At 64.7% G+C, this 20097-nt stretch carries 22 protein-coding genes; 13 read left to right on the top strand and 9 right to left on the bottom strand.

What is annotated here, in order from left to right; all coding sequences use genetic code 11:
- The first annotated feature begins 8 nt into the window (after positions 1 to 8).
- The 6 genes from P6U28_RS11740 to P6U28_RS11715 all read left to right on the top strand — a co-directional run bounded on the left by P6U28_RS11740 (position 9) and on the right by P6U28_RS11715 (position 5220).
- Positions 9 to 656, top strand: coding sequence for a TetR family transcriptional regulator (locus P6U28_RS11740; RefSeq protein WP_122403484.1), 648 nt, complete (start codon positions 9 to 11; stop codon positions 654 to 656).
- 84 nt (positions 657 to 740) lie between these two features.
- Positions 741 to 1511, top strand: a complete 771-nt coding sequence (locus tag P6U28_RS11735) for an ABC transporter permease (RefSeq protein WP_407122292.1) — start codon at positions 741 to 743, stop codon at positions 1509 to 1511.
- Positions 1512 to 1542: 31 nt separating this feature from the next.
- A complete protein-coding gene (locus P6U28_RS11730; RefSeq protein ID WP_407122291.1) occupies positions 1543 to 2580 on the top strand; it encodes an NAD-dependent epimerase/dehydratase family protein in 1038 nt (345 codons plus the stop codon).
- A complete protein-coding gene (locus P6U28_RS11725) occupies positions 2567 to 3388 on the top strand; it encodes a GNAT family N-acetyltransferase (RefSeq protein ID WP_407122290.1) in 822 nt (273 codons plus the stop codon). The genes P6U28_RS11730 and P6U28_RS11725 overlap by 14 nt, the downstream gene beginning before the upstream one ends.
- Before the next feature lie 6 nt (positions 3389 to 3394).
- Positions 3395 to 4450 (top strand): dihydrodipicolinate synthase family protein, encoded by a 1056-nt coding sequence (locus P6U28_RS11720; RefSeq protein ID WP_407122289.1) that lies wholly within the window; start codon positions 3395 to 3397, stop codon positions 4448 to 4450.
- The gene (locus P6U28_RS11715) at positions 4438 to 5220 is read left to right on the top strand and encodes an ABC transporter ATP-binding protein (protein WP_122403489.1); all 783 of its coding nucleotides are present in this window, start codon (positions 4438 to 4440) and stop codon (positions 5218 to 5220) included. The genes P6U28_RS11720 and P6U28_RS11715 overlap by 13 nt, the downstream gene beginning before the upstream one ends.
- 160 nt (positions 5221 to 5380) lie before the next feature.
- Here the strand turns inward: P6U28_RS11715 and P6U28_RS11710 are convergent, their stop codons facing one another.
- From P6U28_RS11710 to P6U28_RS11700, 3 genes are all read right to left on the bottom strand, one after another.
- Complete coding sequence (locus tag P6U28_RS11710) at positions 5381 to 6472, bottom strand: TRAP transporter substrate-binding protein (RefSeq protein WP_407122288.1); 1092 nt, start codon at positions 6470 to 6472, stop codon at positions 5381 to 5383.
- 161 nt (positions 6473 to 6633) lie between these two features.
- Positions 6634 to 6891, bottom strand: coding sequence for a hypothetical protein (locus tag P6U28_RS11705; protein WP_027572180.1), 258 nt, complete (start codon positions 6889 to 6891; stop codon positions 6634 to 6636).
- Positions 6892 to 6960: 69 nt separating this feature from the next.
- A complete protein-coding gene (locus P6U28_RS11700; protein ID WP_245163359.1) occupies positions 6961 to 7917 on the bottom strand; it encodes a DUF2778 domain-containing protein in 957 nt (318 codons plus the stop codon).
- A gap of 190 nt (positions 7918 to 8107) precedes the next feature.
- On the opposite strand from P6U28_RS11700, the gene P6U28_RS11695 reads away from it, so the two are divergent.
- Both P6U28_RS11695 and P6U28_RS11690 read left to right on the top strand, forming a co-directional pair.
- The gene (locus tag P6U28_RS11695; RefSeq protein ID WP_407122287.1) at positions 8108 to 8548 is read left to right on the top strand and encodes a DUF1810 domain-containing protein; all 441 of its coding nucleotides are present in this window, start codon (positions 8108 to 8110) and stop codon (positions 8546 to 8548) included.
- Positions 8549 to 8642: 94 nt separating this feature from the next.
- The gene (locus tag P6U28_RS11690) at positions 8643 to 10724 is read left to right on the top strand and encodes a methyl-accepting chemotaxis protein (RefSeq protein WP_407122286.1); all 2082 of its coding nucleotides are present in this window, start codon (positions 8643 to 8645) and stop codon (positions 10722 to 10724) included.
- A 128-nt stretch (positions 10725 to 10852) separates the two neighbouring features.
- Here P6U28_RS11690 and P6U28_RS11685 read toward each other — a convergent pair whose 3' ends face one another.
- Complete coding sequence (locus tag P6U28_RS11685) at positions 10853 to 11443, bottom strand: NADPH-dependent FMN reductase (RefSeq protein ID WP_407122284.1); 591 nt, start codon at positions 11441 to 11443, stop codon at positions 10853 to 10855.
- Positions 11444 to 11493: 50 nt separating this feature from the next.
- Entirely contained in the window at positions 11494 to 12438 is a 945-nt protein-coding gene (locus P6U28_RS11680) for a helix-turn-helix domain-containing protein (protein WP_407122282.1), read from the bottom strand.
- 287 nt (positions 12439 to 12725) lie between these two features.
- Between P6U28_RS11680 and P6U28_RS11675 the strand changes: the two genes are divergently transcribed.
- The 3 genes from P6U28_RS11675 to P6U28_RS11665 are packed head-to-tail and all read left to right on the top strand — an operon-like array spanning position 12726 to position 15309.
- Positions 12726 to 13832, top strand: a complete 1107-nt coding sequence (locus tag P6U28_RS11675; RefSeq protein ID WP_407122281.1) for a DUF2336 domain-containing protein — start codon at positions 12726 to 12728, stop codon at positions 13830 to 13832.
- Positions 13829 to 14152 (top strand): PilZ domain-containing protein, encoded by a 324-nt coding sequence (locus P6U28_RS11670; RefSeq protein WP_122403497.1) that lies wholly within the window; start codon positions 13829 to 13831, stop codon positions 14150 to 14152. Before P6U28_RS11675 ends, P6U28_RS11670 begins: the two co-directional genes overlap by 4 nt.
- 35 nt (positions 14153 to 14187) lie before the next feature.
- The gene (locus P6U28_RS11665; RefSeq protein WP_407122279.1) at positions 14188 to 15309 is read left to right on the top strand and encodes an HD-GYP domain-containing protein; all 1122 of its coding nucleotides are present in this window, start codon (positions 14188 to 14190) and stop codon (positions 15307 to 15309) included.
- 81 nt (positions 15310 to 15390) lie between these two features.
- Here P6U28_RS11665 and P6U28_RS11660 read toward each other — a convergent pair whose 3' ends face one another.
- Both P6U28_RS11660 and P6U28_RS11655 read right to left on the bottom strand, forming a co-directional pair.
- Positions 15391 to 15594, bottom strand: a complete 204-nt coding sequence (locus P6U28_RS11660; RefSeq protein ID WP_122403498.1) for a hypothetical protein — start codon at positions 15592 to 15594, stop codon at positions 15391 to 15393.
- A 134-nt stretch (positions 15595 to 15728) separates the two neighbouring features.
- Complete coding sequence (locus P6U28_RS11655) at positions 15729 to 16157, bottom strand: nitroreductase (protein WP_407123057.1); 429 nt, start codon at positions 16155 to 16157, stop codon at positions 15729 to 15731.
- Between the two features lie 120 nt (positions 16158 to 16277).
- Here P6U28_RS11655 and P6U28_RS11650 point away from each other — a divergent pair, with 120 nt between their 5' ends.
- Positions 16278 to 17240, top strand: coding sequence for an alpha/beta hydrolase (locus P6U28_RS11650; RefSeq protein ID WP_407122277.1), 963 nt, complete (start codon positions 16278 to 16280; stop codon positions 17238 to 17240).
- Between the two features lie 5 nt (positions 17241 to 17245).
- Here the strand turns inward: P6U28_RS11650 and P6U28_RS11645 are convergent, their stop codons facing one another.
- Positions 17246 to 17710: a cupin domain-containing protein gene (locus P6U28_RS11645; protein WP_122403500.1), complete on the bottom strand. Its 465-nt coding sequence runs from the start codon at positions 17708 to 17710 to the stop codon at positions 17246 to 17248.
- A gap of 200 nt (positions 17711 to 17910) precedes the next feature.
- On the opposite strand from P6U28_RS11645, the gene P6U28_RS11640 reads away from it, so the two are divergent.
- A complete protein-coding gene (locus P6U28_RS11640; RefSeq protein WP_407122275.1) occupies positions 17911 to 18159 on the top strand; it encodes a hypothetical protein in 249 nt (82 codons plus the stop codon).
- A gap of 258 nt (positions 18160 to 18417) precedes the next feature.
- Here P6U28_RS11640 and P6U28_RS11635 read toward each other — a convergent pair whose 3' ends face one another.
- The gene (locus tag P6U28_RS11635) at positions 18418 to 20040 is read right to left on the bottom strand and encodes an ABC-F family ATP-binding cassette domain-containing protein (protein ID WP_129142897.1); all 1623 of its coding nucleotides are present in this window, start codon (positions 20038 to 20040) and stop codon (positions 18418 to 18420) included.
- Between the last annotated feature and the right edge of the window lie 57 nt (positions 20041 to 20097).

The following is a 20097-nucleotide window of genomic DNA, read 5'->3' as shown; positions in this document are numbered from 1 at the left end:
GGTTGGAAATGCCCGCAAAACGATCTGGCGACACCGTGCCGCAGCGCCGCGACCCCGTCGCCACCCGCAAGAAACTGCTGACGGCGGCGCGCCAGGAATTCGCCCGGCACGGTCTTGCGGGCGCCCGCGTCGACGAGATTGCCGGGCGTGCCGGCGTCAACAAGCAGCTCGTCTACCACTATTTCGGCGACAAGGACGCGCTGTATCTGGCCGTGCTCGAATGGGTCTACGAGGACATCCGCGAGCAGGAGCGAAGGCTCAATCTCGAAGGCCTGCCGCCGGAGACGGCGATCCGCAAGCTGATCGAAGCGTCGTTCGACCACCTGGCGGCGAACCCTGATTTCATCGTGCTCTTGAACGACGAGAACCGCGGCGGCGCCCGCCACGTCCGCGGCTCGACCCGGCTGGAGGCGATGCACTCACCGCTCGTGAGAAGCGTTTCCCACATCCTCAACGAGGGGGTGCGCGCAGGCGTGTTCCGCAAGGGGATCGATCCCGTCCAGCTCTATATCTCGATTGCGGGGCTCAGCTATTTCTTCTTCTCCAACACGCCGACGCTGTCGGCGATCTTCGGCAAGGATCTGTCGAGCCGTGCCCAGCGGCGCGCCCGGCGCCGGCACGTCGCCGACCTCGTGCTGCAGTCGCTCCGGCCCTAATCAACCAACTGGTTGAAACTTTCTCGAAGGCCGGTTAGGCTTGCGACCTGCGGCATCGCTGCCGCGGCCAACAGGGAGCAGTCGGTGGCAGGAGACAGCGCACGCAGCTCGCGCAGCTTTGCGATCATCCTGATCGTGCATCTCGCCGTGCTCGTGCTGTGGCAGGTTGCGGTCGATGCCTTCCACGTGCCGAAATTCATCCTGCCCTCCCCGCTCGCGACGGTGCAGACGCTGGGGACGGCGAGCTACGCCTGGGGCGCCAACACGCTGGTGACGGCGATCGAGATCCTCGGCGGCTTTGCGCTCGGCGCATTCGTCGGCGTGGCGCTCGCCGTGATCTTCAGCTGGGCCCCGCTGCTGAGCCTCGTGCTGCTACCGCTGTTCGTCACGCTGAACATGATCCCGAAAGTCGCGCTCGGCCCGCTCTTCATCGTCTGGTTCTCCTACGGCATCGTGCCGAACATCCTGATCGCCTTCAGCATCTGCTTCTTCCCGATCCTGCTCACCACCGCGCGCGGCCTGCGCGAGGTCGAGCCTGATCTGCTCGATCTCGTCAAATCGCTGCGCGGCTCGCGCTGGACGCTGTTCCGCAAGATCCAGCTGCCGGGATCGCTGCCCTACGTGTTCTCCGGCATGAAGGTCGGCGCCATCCTGGCGGTCGCCGGCGCCATCGTCGGCGAGTTCATCGCCTCCGAGCGCGGGCTCGGCTACCTCATGATCCAGGTGCAGTCCTCGCTCGACACGCCCGCGATGGTGATGGCCGTCGTGCTGCTGACGCTGCTCGGCGTCGCTCTCTATGGCCTGGTGCTGGCCCTCGAACGCATGTTCGTGGTCGGTGACGCAAGACAGACCTGACAACGGCAGAATTAAGACCCGGGACAAATCCATGCTGCTCACACGCCACACGCTGCCGAAGACCATCCCCGATGTCGCTGCGCTCGACGAGCTCTTGTGCCGGCCGACGCAGGCGCTGATCGACGACCTCGAGAAGGTCGAGGGCGACATCATGGTCCTCGGCGTCGCCGGCAAGATGGGGCCGACGCTGGCGGGGCTCGCGAAAGCCGCCGCGCCGGACCGCCGCGTCATCGGCGTCGCGCGCTTCAGCGACCCGAGCGTGAAGGATTGGCTGCATGCGCGTGGCGTCGAGACCATCAATTGCGACCTGATGGACGAGCGCGCAATTCAAGCGCTGCCCAAAGCGGCGAACATCGTCTTCATGGCGGGACGCAAGTTCGGCGCCGAGGGCGATCTGTCGCTGACCTGGGCGATGAACGCGCATGTGCCGGCGCTGGTCGCGCAGGCCTTCCCGTCCTCGCGCATCGTGGCGTTCTCGACCGGCTGCATCTATCCCTTCGTGCCGGTCGACGGCAAAGGCTCGACCGAGGAGATGGCGCCGAACCCGCCCGGCGAATACGCCCAATCCTGCGTCGGCCGCGAGCGCATGTTCGAATATTTCTCGCGCAAGTTCGGCACGCCGGGTCGCCTGTTCCGCCTCAATTACGCGATCGACATGCGTTACGGCGTGCTGCACGATATCGCGTCGAAAGTGCTCAATGGTTCGCCAATCGACGTCAGCCTCGGCCATGTCAATTTCATCTGGCAGGGCGATGCATCGGCGCAGGCGCTGCGCTGCCTCGCCCATTGCACCACGCCGACCTCACCGCTCAATGTCAGCGGCCACGAGATTTTCGCGGTGCGCGATCTCGCCCAGAAATTTGGCGCCAGGTTCGGCCGCGCGCCTGTGCTGACGGGCAAGGAAGAGCCGACGGCGTGGCTGACCGACACGTCGAAGGCAGTTGAGCTGTTCGGCCTGCCGGTGGTCGACACCGAGCAGCTGATCGCCTGGACCGCGGATTGGGTCTCTCGGGCCATGCCGAGCCTCGGCAAGCCCACCAAATACGAGGTGCGCGATGGACGCTACTGACGGGCCGCCCGTCCTCAAGCTCGGCGTGCAGGACGCGATCGCAGGGCTGGCGCTCTCGACGGAAGCGCACTGGAATCAGACCGAAGAGGACTGGCGCATCTTCCTGCGCGAGGGCATCGTGTTCGGCATCCGCGACCGAGCGCGACTGGTCGCGACCGCAGCCCTCCTGCCCTATTCCGGCAACAACGCCTGGATCAGCATGGTGCTGGTATCAGGCACGCACCGCCGCCGCGGCCTTGCAACGCGTCTGGTCGATGCCTGCCTGGAAACGGCGCGCAAGAATGGACTGACGAGCTGGCTCGATGCGACGCCCGACGGCGCCGCCGTCTACGGACCGCTCGGATTTACGCCGACCCTGCAATTGCGCCGTTTGAAGCTGGAGAAATCCGCGCAGACCACCGAGGCGGCCCCATCGGCCGCAACGCTCGAGGCGCTTTGTACCCGCGACCGGCGCGCCACCGGCTTCGACCGCACTGCTCTGCTGACCGCTTTCACACAGCGCGCTGGGTCACGCATCGTCGCAGCAAGCGGATGCATTGCGTTGGTCCGCGACGGCAGAACCGCGCGCCATATCGGCCCGTTATTCGCCGATCATGCCACCGAGGCGCTGGCGCTGGTTCGCGCGATTGCAGGATCCGAAAACGGCCCACTTCTGCTCGATGCCGTCGCGTCACAAGCTGCGTTCCTGGAGGGATTGACGAGGTCCGGCTGGACCATCGAGCGGCCGTTCCAGCGCATGCGGTTCGGCCCCGCCACCATCGCGGCCGAAGAAACGCCATTCGCCGTCGCCGGCCCCGAATTCGGATAGGACATCATGCACCACAGCCAGATCAACAGCGACATCCGCAAGCTGATCGCCGAAGGCACCGTGCTGCCGGCACACCCCCTCGCGCTCACCGCCGAGCGCCGGCTCGACAAGACGCATCAGCGCGCGTTGACGCGCTATTACATCGACGCTGGCGCGGGCGGCCTCGCCGTCGGCGTGCACACGACGCAGTTCGCGATCCGCGACGTCGGTCTCTATCGTCCCGTGCTCGAGCTCGCAGCCGAGACCGCCGCGAGCTGGACCACCCGGCCGCTGGCGCTGGTCGCCGGCCTCGTCGGGTCAACCAGCCAGGCAACCACTGAGGCCCGCACCGCACGCGACATCGGCTATCATGCCGGCCTGCTCAGCCTTGCCGCGATGAAAAGCGCCTCCGAGGACGAGATCATCGCCCATTGCGCGGCCGTGGCCGCCGAGATTCCGCTGGTCGGCTTCTACCTCCAGCCGGCCGTCGGCGGCGTCATCCTGTCGAGCCGGTTCTGGCAACGCTTCGCCGCGATCGACAATGTCGTTGCGATCAAGATCGCACCGTTCAACCGCTATCGGACACTCGACGTGCTGCGCGGCGTGGCGGCCGCGGGCGCGCTCGACCGCGTCGCGCTCTACACCGGCAATGACGACCACATCCTGCTCGACCTGATGCTCCCGTTCGATCTCCGCGACAACGGCATCACCACGCGAACCTATTTCAAAGGCGGCCTGCTCGGCCACTGGTCCGTGTGGACCGCGACTGCCGTCAAGCAGTTCGAGCGCTGCAAGGCGGCGCGGCACAAGGACAGCGTGCCGGCCGACCTGCTGGCGCTCGATGCCCGCGTCACCGATTGCAACAGCGCCTTCTTCGACGTCGCCAACAATTTTCACGGCTGCATCGCCGGCTGCCACGAGGTGTTGCGGCGCCAGGGTCTGATGCAAGGCCTGTGGTGCCTCGATCCGAACGAGGCCCTCAGCCCCGGCCAGAAGGAGGAGATCGACCGCGTCACGCGCGAGCACGCGGACCTCAGCGACGATGCCTTCGTCGCCGCGAACTTGAACAAATGGCTGGCATGAGCTCAGACCCCTTCATCAGCCTGCAAGGCGTCCGCAAGGTCTATCGCTCTGGCGGCGCGGAGTTTCTCGCGGTGTCCGACGTCACGATGGACGTCGCTGAAGGTGAGCTGGTCTCGCTGGTCGGCCCCTCCGGCTGCGGCAAGACGACAGTGATGAAGATCCTTGCTGGCCTGCACGGCGCCGACGGCGGCACTGTCAGGATAGGCAATACCAACAGCCCGTTCGATCCGACCCGCGACATCGGCATGGTGTTCCAGCAGGCGCTGCTCTTGAAGTGGCGCACCATCCTGGAAAACGTGCTGCTGCCGGCCGAGATCGTCGGCCTGCCGATGAAGGCCGCGCGCGAGCGGGCGCGCGACCTGCTCAACCTCGTCGGGCTCGCCGGCTTTGAGCAGAAATATCCGCAGCAGCTGTCCGGCGGCATGCAGCAGCGCACCGCGATCGCGCGCGCCTTCATTCATGATCCAAAACTGATCCTGATGGACGAGCCGTTCGGGGCGCTGGATGCGCTGACGCGCGAGCAGATGAATCTGGAGATGCTGCGGATCTGGCGCGAGAGCGGCAAGACCATCATCTTCGTCACGCATTCGATCCAGGAAGCCGTCTTCCTGTCCTCGCATTGCGCCGTGCTGACGGCGGGACCTGCGAAGATGGCCGACTATTTCGCAATCGACCTGCCCTTCCCGCGCGACCTGCCGCTCAAGACCACGGACGCGTTTGGAGCGTATGCAAGGCGGATATATGCGAAGCTGGGACTGGGCGCGGCGTAGACGATAGTCCGGAGCCCGGGTGGAGTCCCGTAGGTTGGGCGAAGCGAAGCGTGCCCACCATGGCGAGTGAAGCAAGAAATGGTGGGCACGGCGCAAGGGCGCCTTTGCCCGCCCTTACGGGAGCGCGGCGCAATCGCGACACCGCGCCCGCATCGTCCGCTCAGCTCTTGTTGCGCATCTTGCTGAGCAGATAGTTGTCGTAAAAATTCTCCGCGATCTGCGTGTAGAACAGGAGCTCCTTCATATACGCGTCGTGGCTGTCCTTGGTCCGCTTGAACAGCTCGCTCTTGGCGGCGAGTTCGTTCAGATGGTCCTGGGTGGCGTTGTAGCAGGCCTCCAGCACCGGTTGCGGGAATGCCTTCAGCTCGGCGCCATTGGCGATCAGCCGCTTCAGCGCCGCCGGATTCACGCTGTCGTATTTTTCCAGCATCCAGGCGCCGGCCGCCGCGCCGGCCTGGTTGACGATCGCCTGATATTGCTTCGGCAGCGAGGCCCATTTCTCGTCATTGACGATCATGTGCAGCATGGCGCCGCCTTCCCACCAGCCGGGGAAATAGTAGTATTTGGCGACCTTCTGGAAGCCGAGTTTCTCGTCGTCATAAGGACCGACGAACTCGGCGGCATCAATCGAGCCCTTCTCGAGGGCCGGATACACGTCACCTCCCGCGATCTGCTGCGGAACGACGCCGAGCCTTGCCAGCACGTGGCCGCCCATGCCTGCGATGCGGAATTTGAGACCTTTGAGATCGTCGACGTTCTTGATCTCCTTGCGAAACCAGCCGCCCATCTGGGTGCCGGAATTGCCGCAGAGGATCGCGTGCGTCTTGAAGGGCTTGAGCGCCTCATTGGCGAGATCAGCGCCGCCGCCGAAATGCCACCAGGATTCCTGATGGCGATGGTTCATGCCGAACGGCACACCGGTGGCATAGGCCAGCGCCGGCTCCTTGCCGATGTAGAAATAAAGTGGCGTCTGCGCCATCTCCACCGAGGAGGTGCTGACCGCATCGAGCGCCTGAAGACCGGGAACGATTTCGCCGGCCGCAAAGGTCTGGATCTGGAATTTGTTGTCGGTGGCCTCAGCGACGTATTTCGCAAAGGTCTGCGCCGTGCCGTAGATGGTGTCCAGCGATTTCGGGAAGCTCGAGGTCAGGCGCCATTTGATCTCGGGCGCGCTCTGCGCGATGGCAGGTGCAGCAACCAGCGTCGCCGCGCCGGCGACCGCGCCACCCCGAAGGAATGTACGGCGTTTCATGATGGGGACTCTCCCTTGAAGCAAGTTTCGAACATATCGGCATTGCGGCGACGGTCTTCGCGGACCGTTTGCCCGTTCCTAGAGCGGAGTTCAAGATGCGCCCGAAAGGTCCGTAGCCCGGATTGCGCGAAGCGCTTCATCCAGGCTACAAGGCACTCACTTCAAAGCAATTTCGCGCTGACGAACAGCGCGCGCACGGCGTTGGTCGCCTGCACCGCCAGCATGGCGTTACCCGCAGCACCTTCCAGAGCCGCGATGGCGTCCTCGTGCAGCGAGCGAAATTCCATCCACTCGACCGATTTGAAGTTGGTGAGGAATTGATAGGCCTGACCGACGGTCGCGATCGCCAACGTGTCACCGTTCAACTTGATCTTGAACGTCGTGCGCAGCGGAGTTTCGGAACTTGATGGATCACTCATGAGCTGCTTCTGGACGAGGATGGCTTAACGAAGGGGAAACGGCAGCAACCCCGCCGTCACAGGCGAATATCAGGAATCGGTGCTCGCGCGCTGCGAAGCGGTCGCCGATCCGCGCAGGCTCGGCACCACGACCAGGCGGTTGAACTCGCCGTTGTCGTAGGCCTTGAGGAAGCGATCATAGTCTTTGATCGAGACACAGCCGTTGGAATCGCCGCGCGGCCCGAGCATGTAGTTGTGCGTGAGCAGACCGACGCGGCCGAGCGCGCTGGTGCCGTCGGTCGGTGTCATGCGCAGCGCCCGCACGCCGTGGAACAGCTTTTCGCGCGGCTTGAGGTCGTAGGTCGCCGGCGGGGTCGCGCCTACCATACGCTGGTCGACATGGTCGGGGTCGTCCATCAGCGCGCCCATGCCGGAATGAGCTTCCAGCGCCACGCCGCTCGGCAAGTACACCGCCTTGGCCGAGATGTCATAGACCGCCGTCCGCGAATCGTAGCCGAGGGCGGCAAGATCCGGCGCCTTGGCGAACAAGCCGTCGCTGGGAGTCAACGAGGCCAGCTTGATCTTGTCGGTGAATTTTTCGAAGAAGTTGCGGTTGTCGACCTTGGGGTTGGTCTCCGCATAGGCTTGGCTGGAGGCGATCTGGGCGGAGAAGTCCGCCTGGACCGGACGCGAGCGCGGCATCGGAATGACGTCGGCGCGCTGTTGCGAGGGCTTCGCCTCCTCGACCGCAGAGGAGTGGTCGTCCTCGGTCAGGATCGAGCGCCAGTCGTCGCCCTGGAGTCTCTGGGCGAGCATTGCCTTGGCGTCCCGCAGCTTGAGCTGGACCGCATTCGCTGCGGAGCGCTCCAGCGCCCGCAGGCCGAGCTCGCGGGGCGACGGGCTGCCGGCGGCCGACGCAAAACGGTCTTCGAACGAAGGGGAATTGGCCGGCGGCAAGGCGGCGGAGACCAGCGGAGTCGAATCGCCGATATCGGTGACCCACGCGGCGGTGCCAAGCGCCAGCGCGATCGCGGCCAGAGACAGCATAACCGTCTCGGCGCGCCCAATACGGCGGCGCGACAACAGCCTCTCGGCGTGTGCTGCGTCGGAAACCATCAGATCCCCAAATCGACCCCCGGGGGTACCCAACCCCCACCCGGAGACTCTATACCAGCTACCACATTGGGAGCCAAAAGTTAGGCATAATCGCGGCCGGCAAGCCCCCCTAAGGTATCCAATGACCGATCCCTTCGATCTCAACCGTTTTATCCGGGCCCAGGACCCGGTCTATCGCGACGTCCAGGGCGAGCTGGCCCGGGGCCGGAAGCAGACCCACTGGATGTGGTTCATCTTCCCGCAGGTCGCTGGCCTCGGCTTCAGCGCCATGTCGCAGCGCTACGCCATCGGGTCCCGCGCGGAGGCCGAGGCCTATCTCGCCCACCCCGTCCTCGGCGCGCGCCTGATCGAATGCACGAAGCTCGTTCTGGCGGTCGAGGGCCGGACCATCAATGCGATCCTCGGCGCGCCTGATGACGCGAAATTCCGCTCGTCGATGACGCTGTTCGGCGCGGTGTCCGGCGAGCCCGTCTTCGATCAGGCGATTGCCCGGTATTTCGCAGGCGAGCGCGATAGCGCCACGCTGGAGATCCTGTCGAAGCTCGACCACACGTCCGGCTGAGTTGACGGGATCGGCAGCGTAAACCCGCGATTAACACCGACTGCCTATTCTTTGGGCAAGATAATTCTCCTCCCGCACCAATGCCGGATTGCCCATGAAAATCGGTACGCTCCTGACCACCGCCATCGTCTCGCTGTCGACCGTGGGCGGCGGCCTCGCGGTTTATGTCGCCGTGACGAAGTACCAGACGATGGAGCGCATCTCCGAGGCGCAAGGCCGGCTCGCGATCGTCCGCGCCGTCAGCGACATCCCACGCTATCTCAATCCCGAACGCGGCTTTTCCACCAACATCCTCTACGGGCCTGCGACCATCGATCCCGCGCTGCTTGCCGAGCAGGACAAGCTGCGCAAGCAGACCGACGGCGCCCGCGACAAGATGAGCGCGCTGCGCAAGGAGCTGCCCGGCCCGTTCGATGACGGCACCACCATCGGCAGCAACATCGACGGCATCAATGCGAGGTTCACGGCACTGCGCGAGGCCATCGACAAGGCGCTCGCCGGGCCAGCCGAGGCGCGCAAGGACGCCGCCAAGAAGATCGTCGCCGACAACGCCGTGCTCAACAGCGGCGTGACCGCGCTGCTCAACGAGCAGGTCCGCCGCATGGCGATCCTGAACGGCGACGCCTACCGGCAGGCCAGCTACGCCAATACCGCCATGACATTGCGCGACGTCGGCGGCTTCAACTCCAGCCTGCACAAGAATCTCGTCGGAGGAAAGAAACCGGCGGCCGACGCCGAGAAGGCCGAGATCGGCCGCTCGCAGGGTCGCAACGATCAGCTCGTGATGGCGTTGCTGGAATTGCGCGGCAATCCGGCGACACCGGCCAACGTGGCCGCGGCGCTGGAGAAGTTCAATTCGATCTATGTCGAGGAGTTCGGCCGCGAGCTCAAGCTGGTGAAGGACGGCGCTGTCAGCGGCAAATACGAGCACGACATGGACACTTATTACGCCGCCACGCAGCGCGGCCTCGGCACCATCATCGAGGTCCGCGATGCCTTCTACGACAATGCCGAGCAGATCCTCGCCGCGGCTTTCTCGGCCGCGCGCACCAGCTTCACGATCGCACTCGCCGGCCTCCTCGCAGTGCTGATCGCGAGCGTCGGCCTCATCGTGATGGTTCGCCGCCGCGTCTGCGCGCCGATCGTGACCCTGACGAGGCGGATGTCACGGCTGGCCGATGGCGAGGTCGCGGAAGAGATCCCCGGCGCGGAACGTTCCGACGAGATCGGGGCGATGGCCGCGGCGGTCCAGGTGTTCAAGGACAACATCATCCGGGCCAACCGGCTCGCCGCCGAGAAGCAGGCCGAGAACGACGGCAAGATGCGCCGTGCCCAGGCGCTCGACGACCTCACCCGGGCTTTCGAGGCCAAGGTCACCGAGCTGGTCGGCGGCCTGTCCCGGGCCTCCGCGATCATGGAAAGCACCGCGCAGTCGATGACGTCGACGGCGGCGCAGACCAACAGCCAGGCCGCCGTGGTCGCCGCCGCCTCCGAGCAGACCTCGACCAACGTGCAGACCGTCGCCAGCGCCACCGAAGAGCTGACATCCTCGATCGCGGAGATTGGTCGTCGGGTCGCTCAAAGCACCGAGATCGCGGCCCGCGCCGTCGACAACGCCCGCCGCACCGGCGATACCGCCCGTGCCCTCGCCGAGGGCGCGCAGAAGATCGGCGACGTCGTCACGCTGATCCAGAGCATCGCCGAGCAGACCAACCTGCTCGCCCTGAACGCGACCATCGAAGCCGCCCGCGCCGGCGATGCCGGCCGCGGCTTTGCCGTAGTCGCCTCCGAAGTGAAGTCTCTGGCAGGCCAGACCGCCAAGGCCACGACCGAGATCTCCGAGCAGATCACCGCGATCCAGACCGCGAGCGACGAGACCGTGGCCGCGATCCGCAACGTCGCCGACGTCATCGCCGAGATCGACCAGATCGGCACCGCGATCGCCGCGGCGATCGAGGAACAGGGCTCGGCCACCAAGGAGATCGCCCGCAGCGTCCAGGAGGCCGCCCGCGGTACCCAGGAGGTCAACAGCAACATCTCCGGCGTGCAACGCGCCGCCGACGACACGGGAGCCGCCGCGAGAGAGGTGCTGGGCGCCGCCGAGCAGCTCTCGACGCAGTCGCGCGATCTCGCCGGCCAGTTCGACCGCTTCCTCGGCGAAGTCCGGGCTGCGTAAGAGCGCGGATTCGTAGCCGAGATGGAGCACCGCGCAATCCAGGACGGTGCCGTTGATGCACCGAGATCCCGGATTGCGCAGTGCGCTCCATCCGGGTTACGGCACCGTCTTCGCGAAGGACATCAATATCAATAAGGTGGTGCCTTGCGCGCCCGCTGTGCTTTCGCCGCCTCGATCCACCACAGCAAATCGTCGGCAAAGCGCGGGAACGAGCGCTCCAGGGCCTTGCCGCCGTCGCCGATCGGTTCGGCGTCGGCCGACAATGTCTGCGCGATCGGGCCGACACTGATGGTGCTCGACACCACCACCATGCCCATCTCCGAGAGCGTGCCGTGCCAGGCCGTCGCGGCGCGCGCGCCGGACAGTCGGCCGGCCGAATAGCTCACGATCGCGGCCGGACGCCAGAACCACTCCTCGAGGAAATGATCGGTGAGGTTCTTCAGGCCCGGCTGGATGCCCCAATTGTACTCGCCGGTGACGAAGACGAATCCGTCGGCGCCGCGGATCTGCCCCGCCAGCTTCTCCAGCTCAGCGGGCGCCGAGCCCTTCGGGTACTCCTTGTACATGCGGTCGAGCATCGGCAGGCCGATGGCCTTGGCGTCGATGAATTCGACCTCCTCACCGCGGCTGCGCAGCCGATTGATGACGAAATTCGCAAGGCGAATGCCCATGCGGTCGGAACGGTAGGAACCGTAGAGGACGAGAATGCGATTGCTCATGGCGGGACGGTAGCACGAAACCGGCGTCAGGCCCTACTCGATTTGTCGCACTATCGTCCGCGACCGCGCGCCAGCGTTTGCGACGGCGTCTCGCCGAACTGGTCGCGGTAGCTCCTGGAGAAATCGCTGAGATGCCAGAAGCCAAACGCCAGCGCGACCGCCTTGACGCTGTCGGCCCCGGCGAGCAGCCGCCGGCGCACCAGCCACAGCCGGCGCAGACGCAAGTAGCGGTGCAGGCTCATGCCGCGATAGCGGCGAACGACGTCGTGCATGGTGCGAACGGACAGGCCGAGCCGGCGCGCGATCTCGTCGCTGTAAATCGGCTGCGACAGGTCGTCGGAGAGCAGCGCGCGAATATCCTGAAACATCCTGAAATTCCGTGCGTCGTTGGGCCTCAGGGTCCAGCGGGCCGACACGACGCTTTCGAAGACCTCGTCGACGGCTCCGAGCAGGGACTCCTTCATCGCCGCGCCCTTCGACAAGAGCTCCGGTGCCTCGACCGCGCCGGACGCCTCGGCCAGCACCTCGCGAACCACGCTGCGCAGCCGGTGCAAGCCGGCCCCGGAGATTTCAAAAATCTTGAAACTCGAGAGCGTCTGCGGCCAGCCACGATCCCTCACCTCCGGCCTGAAAACCACCGAGGCGATTTGCCTCTGCACCTCCTCGATGGTGGTGTAGGCCGCGCCGCCGCTGCCAATGACCACGACCGGTCGTGCACATCGCGAGCCGTTGAAGCGAATGGGTACGTTGAGGTCGTCCATCGTGAAGCCGATCGCCGTGCAATTCGCGACGAGCTGTGCGTCAACCACCCGCGGAAACGCGCGGGTCAAATTCACGTCGCAGCCGGGTAAAAGGATCGTCTGCTCGGCCGAAATCTTCGGCACAAGAGGCGTGAATTCGAAATTCAACCCGCGTATGGCGTTTCGAAATTCGTCGGCATCTGAAAAGCGAAATGTCTTGAGTGCCACCCCGGGCACGTCATCAATGCTGTTCATAGCAATAAGAAAACGCAGCGTCGTGTTTGATGTGCGTCCGGCCGCGTGCCGCTTCCCCCCGTTTTCCGTTGTACCGAAAAATCAAACTGTGCTGGTCAATTGAAGATGAGTCCAAATTGAAAAGACAGGCCGGGACATCATGTCCCGCCAAATTTCGATAGCATTTCCCGAAAATCGGCGGTGCATTAATACCTCCAGCATTTAATTCTCAAAATTAAAAATTAACGGATTTAAGGCGCAATAACAGACGTTGTACAAGGCAAATTTTTTCAATTCAGGCTCCTGCCATGATGGCAAATCCGCCTGCCGATATTTTGGTCGAGTTAGAAGACGCAGTCGCAACGTGTCCGCTGGACCGCTGCACTCGCATCCTCTCCGGGATCTTGCAGCTGCTCACCAGCAGCCGCGAGCGGCCTCAGGAATTGCTCGCCGACGTGGCCGACGGCGTTCTGCTGCGATTAACGGAGCGGGTTGAGGCAAGTGCGCTGATCGATCTCAGCATGATACTCGCGGAGCTCAAGGTGGCTCCGCCGAAGACCGTTCGACGCCTTGCCTCACACCACGATCCGGAGGTGGCGTGCCCTGTCTTGCTCAGATCGCAGTCACTGTCCGCTGCCGATCTCAAGTCGATCGCTGCCGCGACCGGCGAACGGCAGCAATGTGCGATCGCCGCCCGCGCGCCTATCGATCCAAAGGTGATCGAGACGCTGATCGAGCGCGGCGCCCGCAGCGTCTGTATTACGCTGATCGGCAATACGGAGGCACGCTTCTCTGATGCCGCCTACGTTGCGCTCGTCGAGAGGTGCCTGACGGATGATGAACTTACGAAGGCGCTGGCGCTCAGGCCGAACACGCCCGACGCAGTCACGCGGAAATTGCTGTCGGCCTCGGCGGGTCCGAAATCCGGCATGGAGAAGTCCACCGTCTCGCTTCAAGCCGCAACGGCAGCGCCGATCGCCCCCAAGCTGCCCTGCTCGGCCGCCTATGCACGCGCGCGGCCGGAGATCGTCGCGCTCAACCGCATCGGCAAGCTCAACGATTCCACGGTAAACCGCTTCGCCATCCGCGGCGAGACCGCCAACCTCGTTACGGCGCTATCGGTGCTTTCGGGGACTCCCATCGAGATCATCGAGCATGTCATGACCGACGACGATTGCGAGGGTCTGGTCATGGCCTGCCGTGCCTCGCGGCTGAACTGGCAGACCACGTTCGCCATCCTGAGCAACCGCTCCGGCAAAAGGGTTTCCTTCGCCGAGCGCGAACGCGCGCAGCACATTTTCGAGACGCTGCTTCTGTCGACCAGCCAGTGGACGGTGCGTTGGGGGGACATTGCCGCAAACGCCAAGGAGAGCAGCCGGGGAAATCGCGGCGTAAGCATGGGGAGTAGCCGATGAAATTCAGCGGTCGCAAAGCCGTTCGCGTGAAAATGGACCACAGGCGGCCGGTCAATCTCATGGGTTCGGACGGGACCTGGCGGCGCAGTTGCGTCCTGCTGGACGTGTCACAAAGCGGCGCCAAGGTCGAGGTCGAGGGCACGCTCGACGTGCTCCGGGCCAAGGAGTTCTTCATGCTGCTGTCGTCGACCGGCCTCGCCTACCGGCGCTGCGAACTGGTCTGGATCGACGGCACCACGGCCGGCATCCATTTCATCACCGTTGGCGGCAGGAAGAAACCCGCTGCTCCGCCTGCGCAGAATCCGGTTCAGAGCAAGTAGATTCGAACGATCCACCCACTGTCTTGAGTCAGGCCGTGCAGCACGTGCGAACCAGATCCGGCTACGTCAATGGTGACGGCGGCATCCGAGAGGCAGGGACGGCTCGTCCCTTCCTGCATGTGCTGGCCGACACGTCCGACAAGCTCGCAGGCGTCTGCTCGATTCTCGAGGACAAATTCACCGTTGCGGGCGAACGACTCGATGCCGATTCCAAGCTGTCGCAGACGCCGGCCGCGATCGTCATCCGCGCAGAGCTGCGCGACCTCGACAATATCGCCGCCATCAAGAAGCGCGCCGGCAAGCTGGCGAAGGCCAGGAAGCGGATTTTCCTGCTCGAGCACGCCTCTCATGTCTGTATTTCGCAGGCCTACGCGCTCGGGGCGACACTGGTCCTTCCCAGCACGGTCGGCCGGACCAGGCTGCTGGCCGCACTGACCGACCCGGCCGACGGCGCGTCTGCTTCGTCAGGCGACACGCCGCAATCGGACAGGGCCGTCGAGACCGCGGCGACCACTATCGCATCGATGTTCACGGCTGTGACCCTGGGCCAGCCACTTGACGTCGACGGCACAAAGGAAGCCGGTCGCCAGATCGCCGATCACATCACCCAGCATGGCCTGACGGAGTGGCTCATGACGGTGCGGCGCCATCACGAAGGAACCTATCAGCATTGCATGCTCGTGACCGGCATTACCGTCGACTTCGGACTGAGCCTCGGCGTCGGCAGAGCCGACCTGGAACGTCTGTACTCGGCAGCCATGTTCCACGACATTGGCAAGGCGCGGATTCCGCTCGCCATCCTCGACAAGCCGGGCCGCCTTGATGCCGCGGAACGCGCGCAGATCGAGACGCATCCGAGCGCCGGATACGAGTTTCTCAAGGACCATCACGGGATCTCGCCGGAGATCCTCGATGCCGTTCGCCATCATCACGAGTATCTCGACGGGAGCGGCTATCCCGATGCGCTCTGCGGCGAGAGCATTGGCGACATCGTACGGATTCTAACGATCTCGGACATCTTCGCAGCGCTGATCGAGCACCGGCACTACAAGCCCACGATGCCGCGCGCCGAGGCCTACAACATCCTGTGCGGGATGAATGGGAAGCTGGAAAAGGCGCTTGTCCGCTCGTTCAAGCCGGTCGCGCTCACGCGGTGAGCGCGGCAGCCTCGTCTCGAACGCGGCCGAGAGCATGATCCGGAAACTGTGCAGCGGTTTTCCGAACCTGACCTTATCGCGCTAATGAGTAGCGCGATAGCTGGCGCGTTGCGGGATCGACCGGCAGGCCAGCCCGTCGGCCAGCAGCTTCATGTCCTCGTGCCGGCCGCTGCGAATCAGCCGGCCGAACTCTTCAGGGGTGAAAGGAAGACTTGGATCATCATCGATCTTGTGCCGCAGTCGCGGACCGAAGAACCGCCGAACCAGGCTAGCCAGCCGCCGCATGTCAATTCCCTCGCGCCAGCAACAAACCTCTCAGTCCGCATATTGTTCCTCCCGCACCTTCGAGATTGCAAGAGGCCGCACGCGACACCGCACCAAAAAAATTTTCATCGGAGAATAATCTCCTCTGCGTCCCACTAATCGGCAAAACCCACGTAACGCACGAACTCGTCGTTGTGCTCGCGGTCCGAGCGAACCGCGTTCGCGGCAAAGCTGTCATCGGGATAGCCCATCGCGACGCAGGTCATGATGACCTCGTCCTCCGGAATCTTGGCAACCTCGCGCAAGATGTCGGAGCGCATGATGCCCTGTCCGTTGATGACGGAGCCGAGACCGCGGTCCCACGCCGCGAGCACGATGCCGTAGCAGAGCGCTCCGAGATCGAAATGGCACACCTCTTCCAGCGGAAGACCTGTGAGCACGTGGACATGCCAGGGCTGGGTGTTCATCGAGGACGGCGCACGCTTGGCGCTCTCGATGATCGCCTCGATCACCGCGCGCGGCACCGGCTCTCTCCTGAAGCCGCGCACGCTGCGCCGCGACTGGACCAGCGTTTCGAATTCCACCTTGCTAACCTCCCTGCCCCATTCATCCGCCTGCATCACGGCATGACGCCGGTTGCCGATGCGGCGCGCAAAACCTATGCTGACGGCCAAGCAAGACCAAGAACCCTGTGAGGAAATCCCATGGCCGCACCGCTCGATCCCGTCATCGCCCAGATCATTCCGCTCATGCCGATGCGCGATCCCGCGGTCATGACGCCACAGAGCGCCCGCGATTCCTTACGCGCACTGGCTGCCTCCCGCGCCGCCATCCCGGCCCCGCCTGTCGACAGCGTGCAGGATATCAAGGTGAAAGGCGGCGCCAGCCTGCTCGACGCACGAGTCTACCGGGTCGGCACCACACCGGCACCGACCGTGGTGTTCTTCCATGGCGGCGGCTGGGTTGCTGGCGATCTCGAAACCCACGACCGGCAGGCGCGCAATCTCGCGATCGAGACCGGGGCGGTCGTCGTCTCCGTCGACTATCGCCGCCCACCCGAGACGCGCTTTCCCGGCGCGTTCGAGGACGCCTTCGCCGCGGTCCGTGACATTTTCGACCGCGTCGTGGAATTTGGCGGCGATGCAAAGCGTGTGGGCGTCGCCGGCGACAGCGCCGGCGGCAATCTCGCGGCGACCACGGCGATCGCCTGCCGCGATACCGGCATCAGGCTCGCCGCGCAATTGCTGGTCTATCCCGTGACCGACGTCGTCGGCGCCTACGCCGACGCGCGCGAGAACGCGCGTTATCCCTCGCGCGCCGAGAATGCCGAGGGCTACTTCCTCACCCGCGCAACCATGGAATGGTTCTGCGGCCACTATCTCGCCGATCCCGGCCATGCTTCGGACTGGCGCGTCTCGCCGTTGCGGGCGGCCTCACTGGCGGGTGTCGCGCCGGCGATCGTCACCACCGCCTGGTTCGACCCTTTGCGCGATGAGGGCGCGGCCTATGCGCGGGCGCTGGAGGCCGCCGGCGTGCGCGTCAAGCACCATGAGGGACCCGGCCTGATCCATGGCTATTTCGGCATGGGCGACGCCTCCGACGTCGCGCGCGCCGAGGCGCAGCGCGCGCGGGCCGACTTCAAGGCGTTGCTCGCGCGGGGCGTATAGTCCCCCTAGCTGCGACGCGCCCGCTGCGCGCCGGTATGCCCCCAAGTCTCGTCCCAATCCTGACCCGAGGCATCGACCACGCGGCCGTCGGCTTCAAAGAACTTGTTCGGCACCTGGAAGATCGCCAGGATCAAGGCTCCATCCGGACACCAGGCGGCGTGCCGGCTGCCGGCCTCACGCCAGATGAACTCGCCCGCCTTGCAGGCGATGCCCTTGGCTGGCCCCTCCTTGTCGACGAGCGTGCCCTCGATGACGTAGCTCTGCTCGATGCCGACATGCTCGTGATCGGGCAGCACCGAGCCCGGCGCAAAGCGCATCAAGGCGGTCATCAGACCGCTGCTGCGATCGAACAGCAGCGTCTTGGCCTCGCACCCTGGAAAGCGCGTCTTCTGCCAGTCCATGTTTTGCGGCTGAACCAAGTGAGAATGCCGATCGGCGGTTTGTTCGCCCTTCGGGATCGTGGCGTCCATCACGAAACTCCCTTCATCTCGACCGAGTCGAGGCTAGCAGGATTGTCCGGCCAGGTCAGCGAGCGGTGCAACAGGCGGGACATTGGCTCGTCACGCTCGAAAACAGGCAAGCGGACGGACGACAGGCGCCGATCTTGCTTGATTGCGCCACGATTCCCGGCTCCAATCCGCCCCGCCATTTCTGGTTTAGGGAGACATCCATGATGAAACGGATTTTCCTCGCAGCGATCGTTGCCGCCTTTGCGGCGGGCTCGGCCTTCGCGCAAGAGACCTGCGAGAGCAAGGCCGTCGGCAAGGATGGCAAGCCGCTAGCCGGCGCCGCCAAGACCTCGTTCTTGAAGAAGTGCAAGGCGGATGCCTGCGCCACCAAGGCCGTCGGCTCCGACGGCAAGCCGCTCGCCGGCGCCGCCAAGAGCAGCTTCATGAAGAAGTGCGAGACCAGCGCGTAAGGCGCCATTCCAAAGAAGGTCTCGCCAAAGAAGGTCTCGTGCCCGCAGCGCTTCCCTGGCGATGCAAAGCATCGCCCAGTAGCGATGCGCTGCACAGCCGCGGCGCATGCGTCCACGTGCATTCCGACAGATGGACCCCGGCCCGGCGGAGCGGCACCAGCGCGTCAAAGAGTTCAGACGAGCGAGCTCATTGAAAACATCTCGATTTGGTTATAGCCCGGATTACGCTTGCGCTCCATCTGGGCTACACGCCCATCGCTACGACCGCAGCCCCGGCGCCTCCTGCCCGGTGCGCGCGACATATTCCGTGTAGCCGCCGCCATATTGGTGGATGCCCTCGGGCGTCAGCTCCAGCACGCGGTTCGACAGTGTCGCCAGGAAATGCCGGTCGTGCGAGACGAACAGCATGGTGCCGTCGAAATCCGACAGCGCGGCGATCAGCATCTCCTTGGTGGCGAGGTCGAGATGGTTGGTCGGCTCGTCCAGCACCAAGAAGTTCGGCGGGTCGAACAGCATCTTGGCCATGACGAGGCGCGCCTTCTCGCCGCCCGACAGCACCCGGCAGCGCTTCTCGACGTCGTCGCCGGAGAAGCCGAAGCAGCCGGCGAGCGCGCGCAAGGAGCCCTGCCCCGCGGTCGGGAACGCATCTTCCAGCGACTGGAACACGGTGCGCTCGCCGTCGAGCAGGTCCATCGCATGCTGGGCGAAATAGCCCATCTTGACGCTGCCGCCGAGCGCCACGGTGCCTTCATCGGGCTCGCTCGCACCGGCGACGAGCTTGAGCAGCGTCGACTTGCCGGCGCCGTTGATGCCCATCACGCACCAGCGCTCCCGACGGCGGATCATGAAGTCCAGCCCGTCATAGATGCGCTTTGAGCCGTAACCCTTGTGCACGTTCTTCAGCGCGACGACGTCCTCGCCCGAGCGCGGCGCCGGCGGGAAGTCGAACACGACGCTCTGGCGGCGGCGCGGCGGCTCGACCCGCTCGATCTTGTCGAGCTTCTTCACCCGGCTCTGCACCTGGGCCGCGTGCGAGGCGCGCGCCTTGAAGCGCTCGATGAACTTGATCTCCTTGGCGAGCATGGCCTGCTGGCGCTCGAACTGGGCCTGCTGCTGCTTCTCGTTCTGCGCCCGCTGCTGCTCGTAGAACTCGTAATTGCCGGTGTAGGTGGTGAGCGAGCCGGAATCGATCTCGATCACCTTGGAAATCACGCGGTTGATGAACTCGCGGTCGTGCGAGGTCATCAAGAGCGTGCCCTCGTAATCGTGCAAAAACTTCTCCAGCCAGATCAGGCTTTCGAGGTCGAGATGGTTGCTCGGCTCGTCGAGCAGCATGACATCAGGGCGCATCAAGAGAATCCGCGCCAGCGCCACGCGCATCTTCCAGCCGCCGGAGAGTTTTCCGACATCGCCGTCCATCATCTCCTGGCTGAAGCCGAGGCCCGCCAGCGCCTCGCGCGCGCGGCCATCGAGTGCGTAGCCGTCGAGCTCCTCGAAACGGTGCTGCACCTCGCCGTAGCGGGCGATGATCTCGTCCATCCGGTCGGCCTTGTCAGGATCGGCCATCGCGGCCTCGAGCTCGCGCAGCTCGGCGGCGACCTCGCTGACGGGTCCGGCGCCATTCATCACCTCGGCCACGGCGCTGCGGCCGCTCATCTCGCCGACGTCCTGGTTGAAATAGCCGATGGTGATGCCGCGATCGGTCGAGACCTGGCCCTCGTCGGGCAGTTCCTCGCCGGCGATCATGCGGAACAGCGTGGTCTTGCCGGCGCCGTTCGGCCCGACCAGGCCGATCTTCTCCCCCTTGTTGAGGGCCGCGGAAGCTTCAATGAACAGGATCTGGTGGCCGGCTTGCTTGCTGACGTTGTCGAGGCGGATCATGAGGTCTTTTGGGGGGATTTTTGCGTTGCAGCGTCATAGGGCATGCGGGGCGCGAGG

It is taken from the genome of Bradyrhizobium sp. STM 3561 (assembly GCF_045571455.1).
Taxonomy (GTDB): domain Bacteria; phylum Pseudomonadota; class Alphaproteobacteria; order Rhizobiales; family Xanthobacteraceae; genus Bradyrhizobium; species Bradyrhizobium vignae.
The sequence above is the reverse complement of the archived record's forward strand: the minus strand, read 5'-3'. Positions and strand labels throughout refer to the sequence as shown.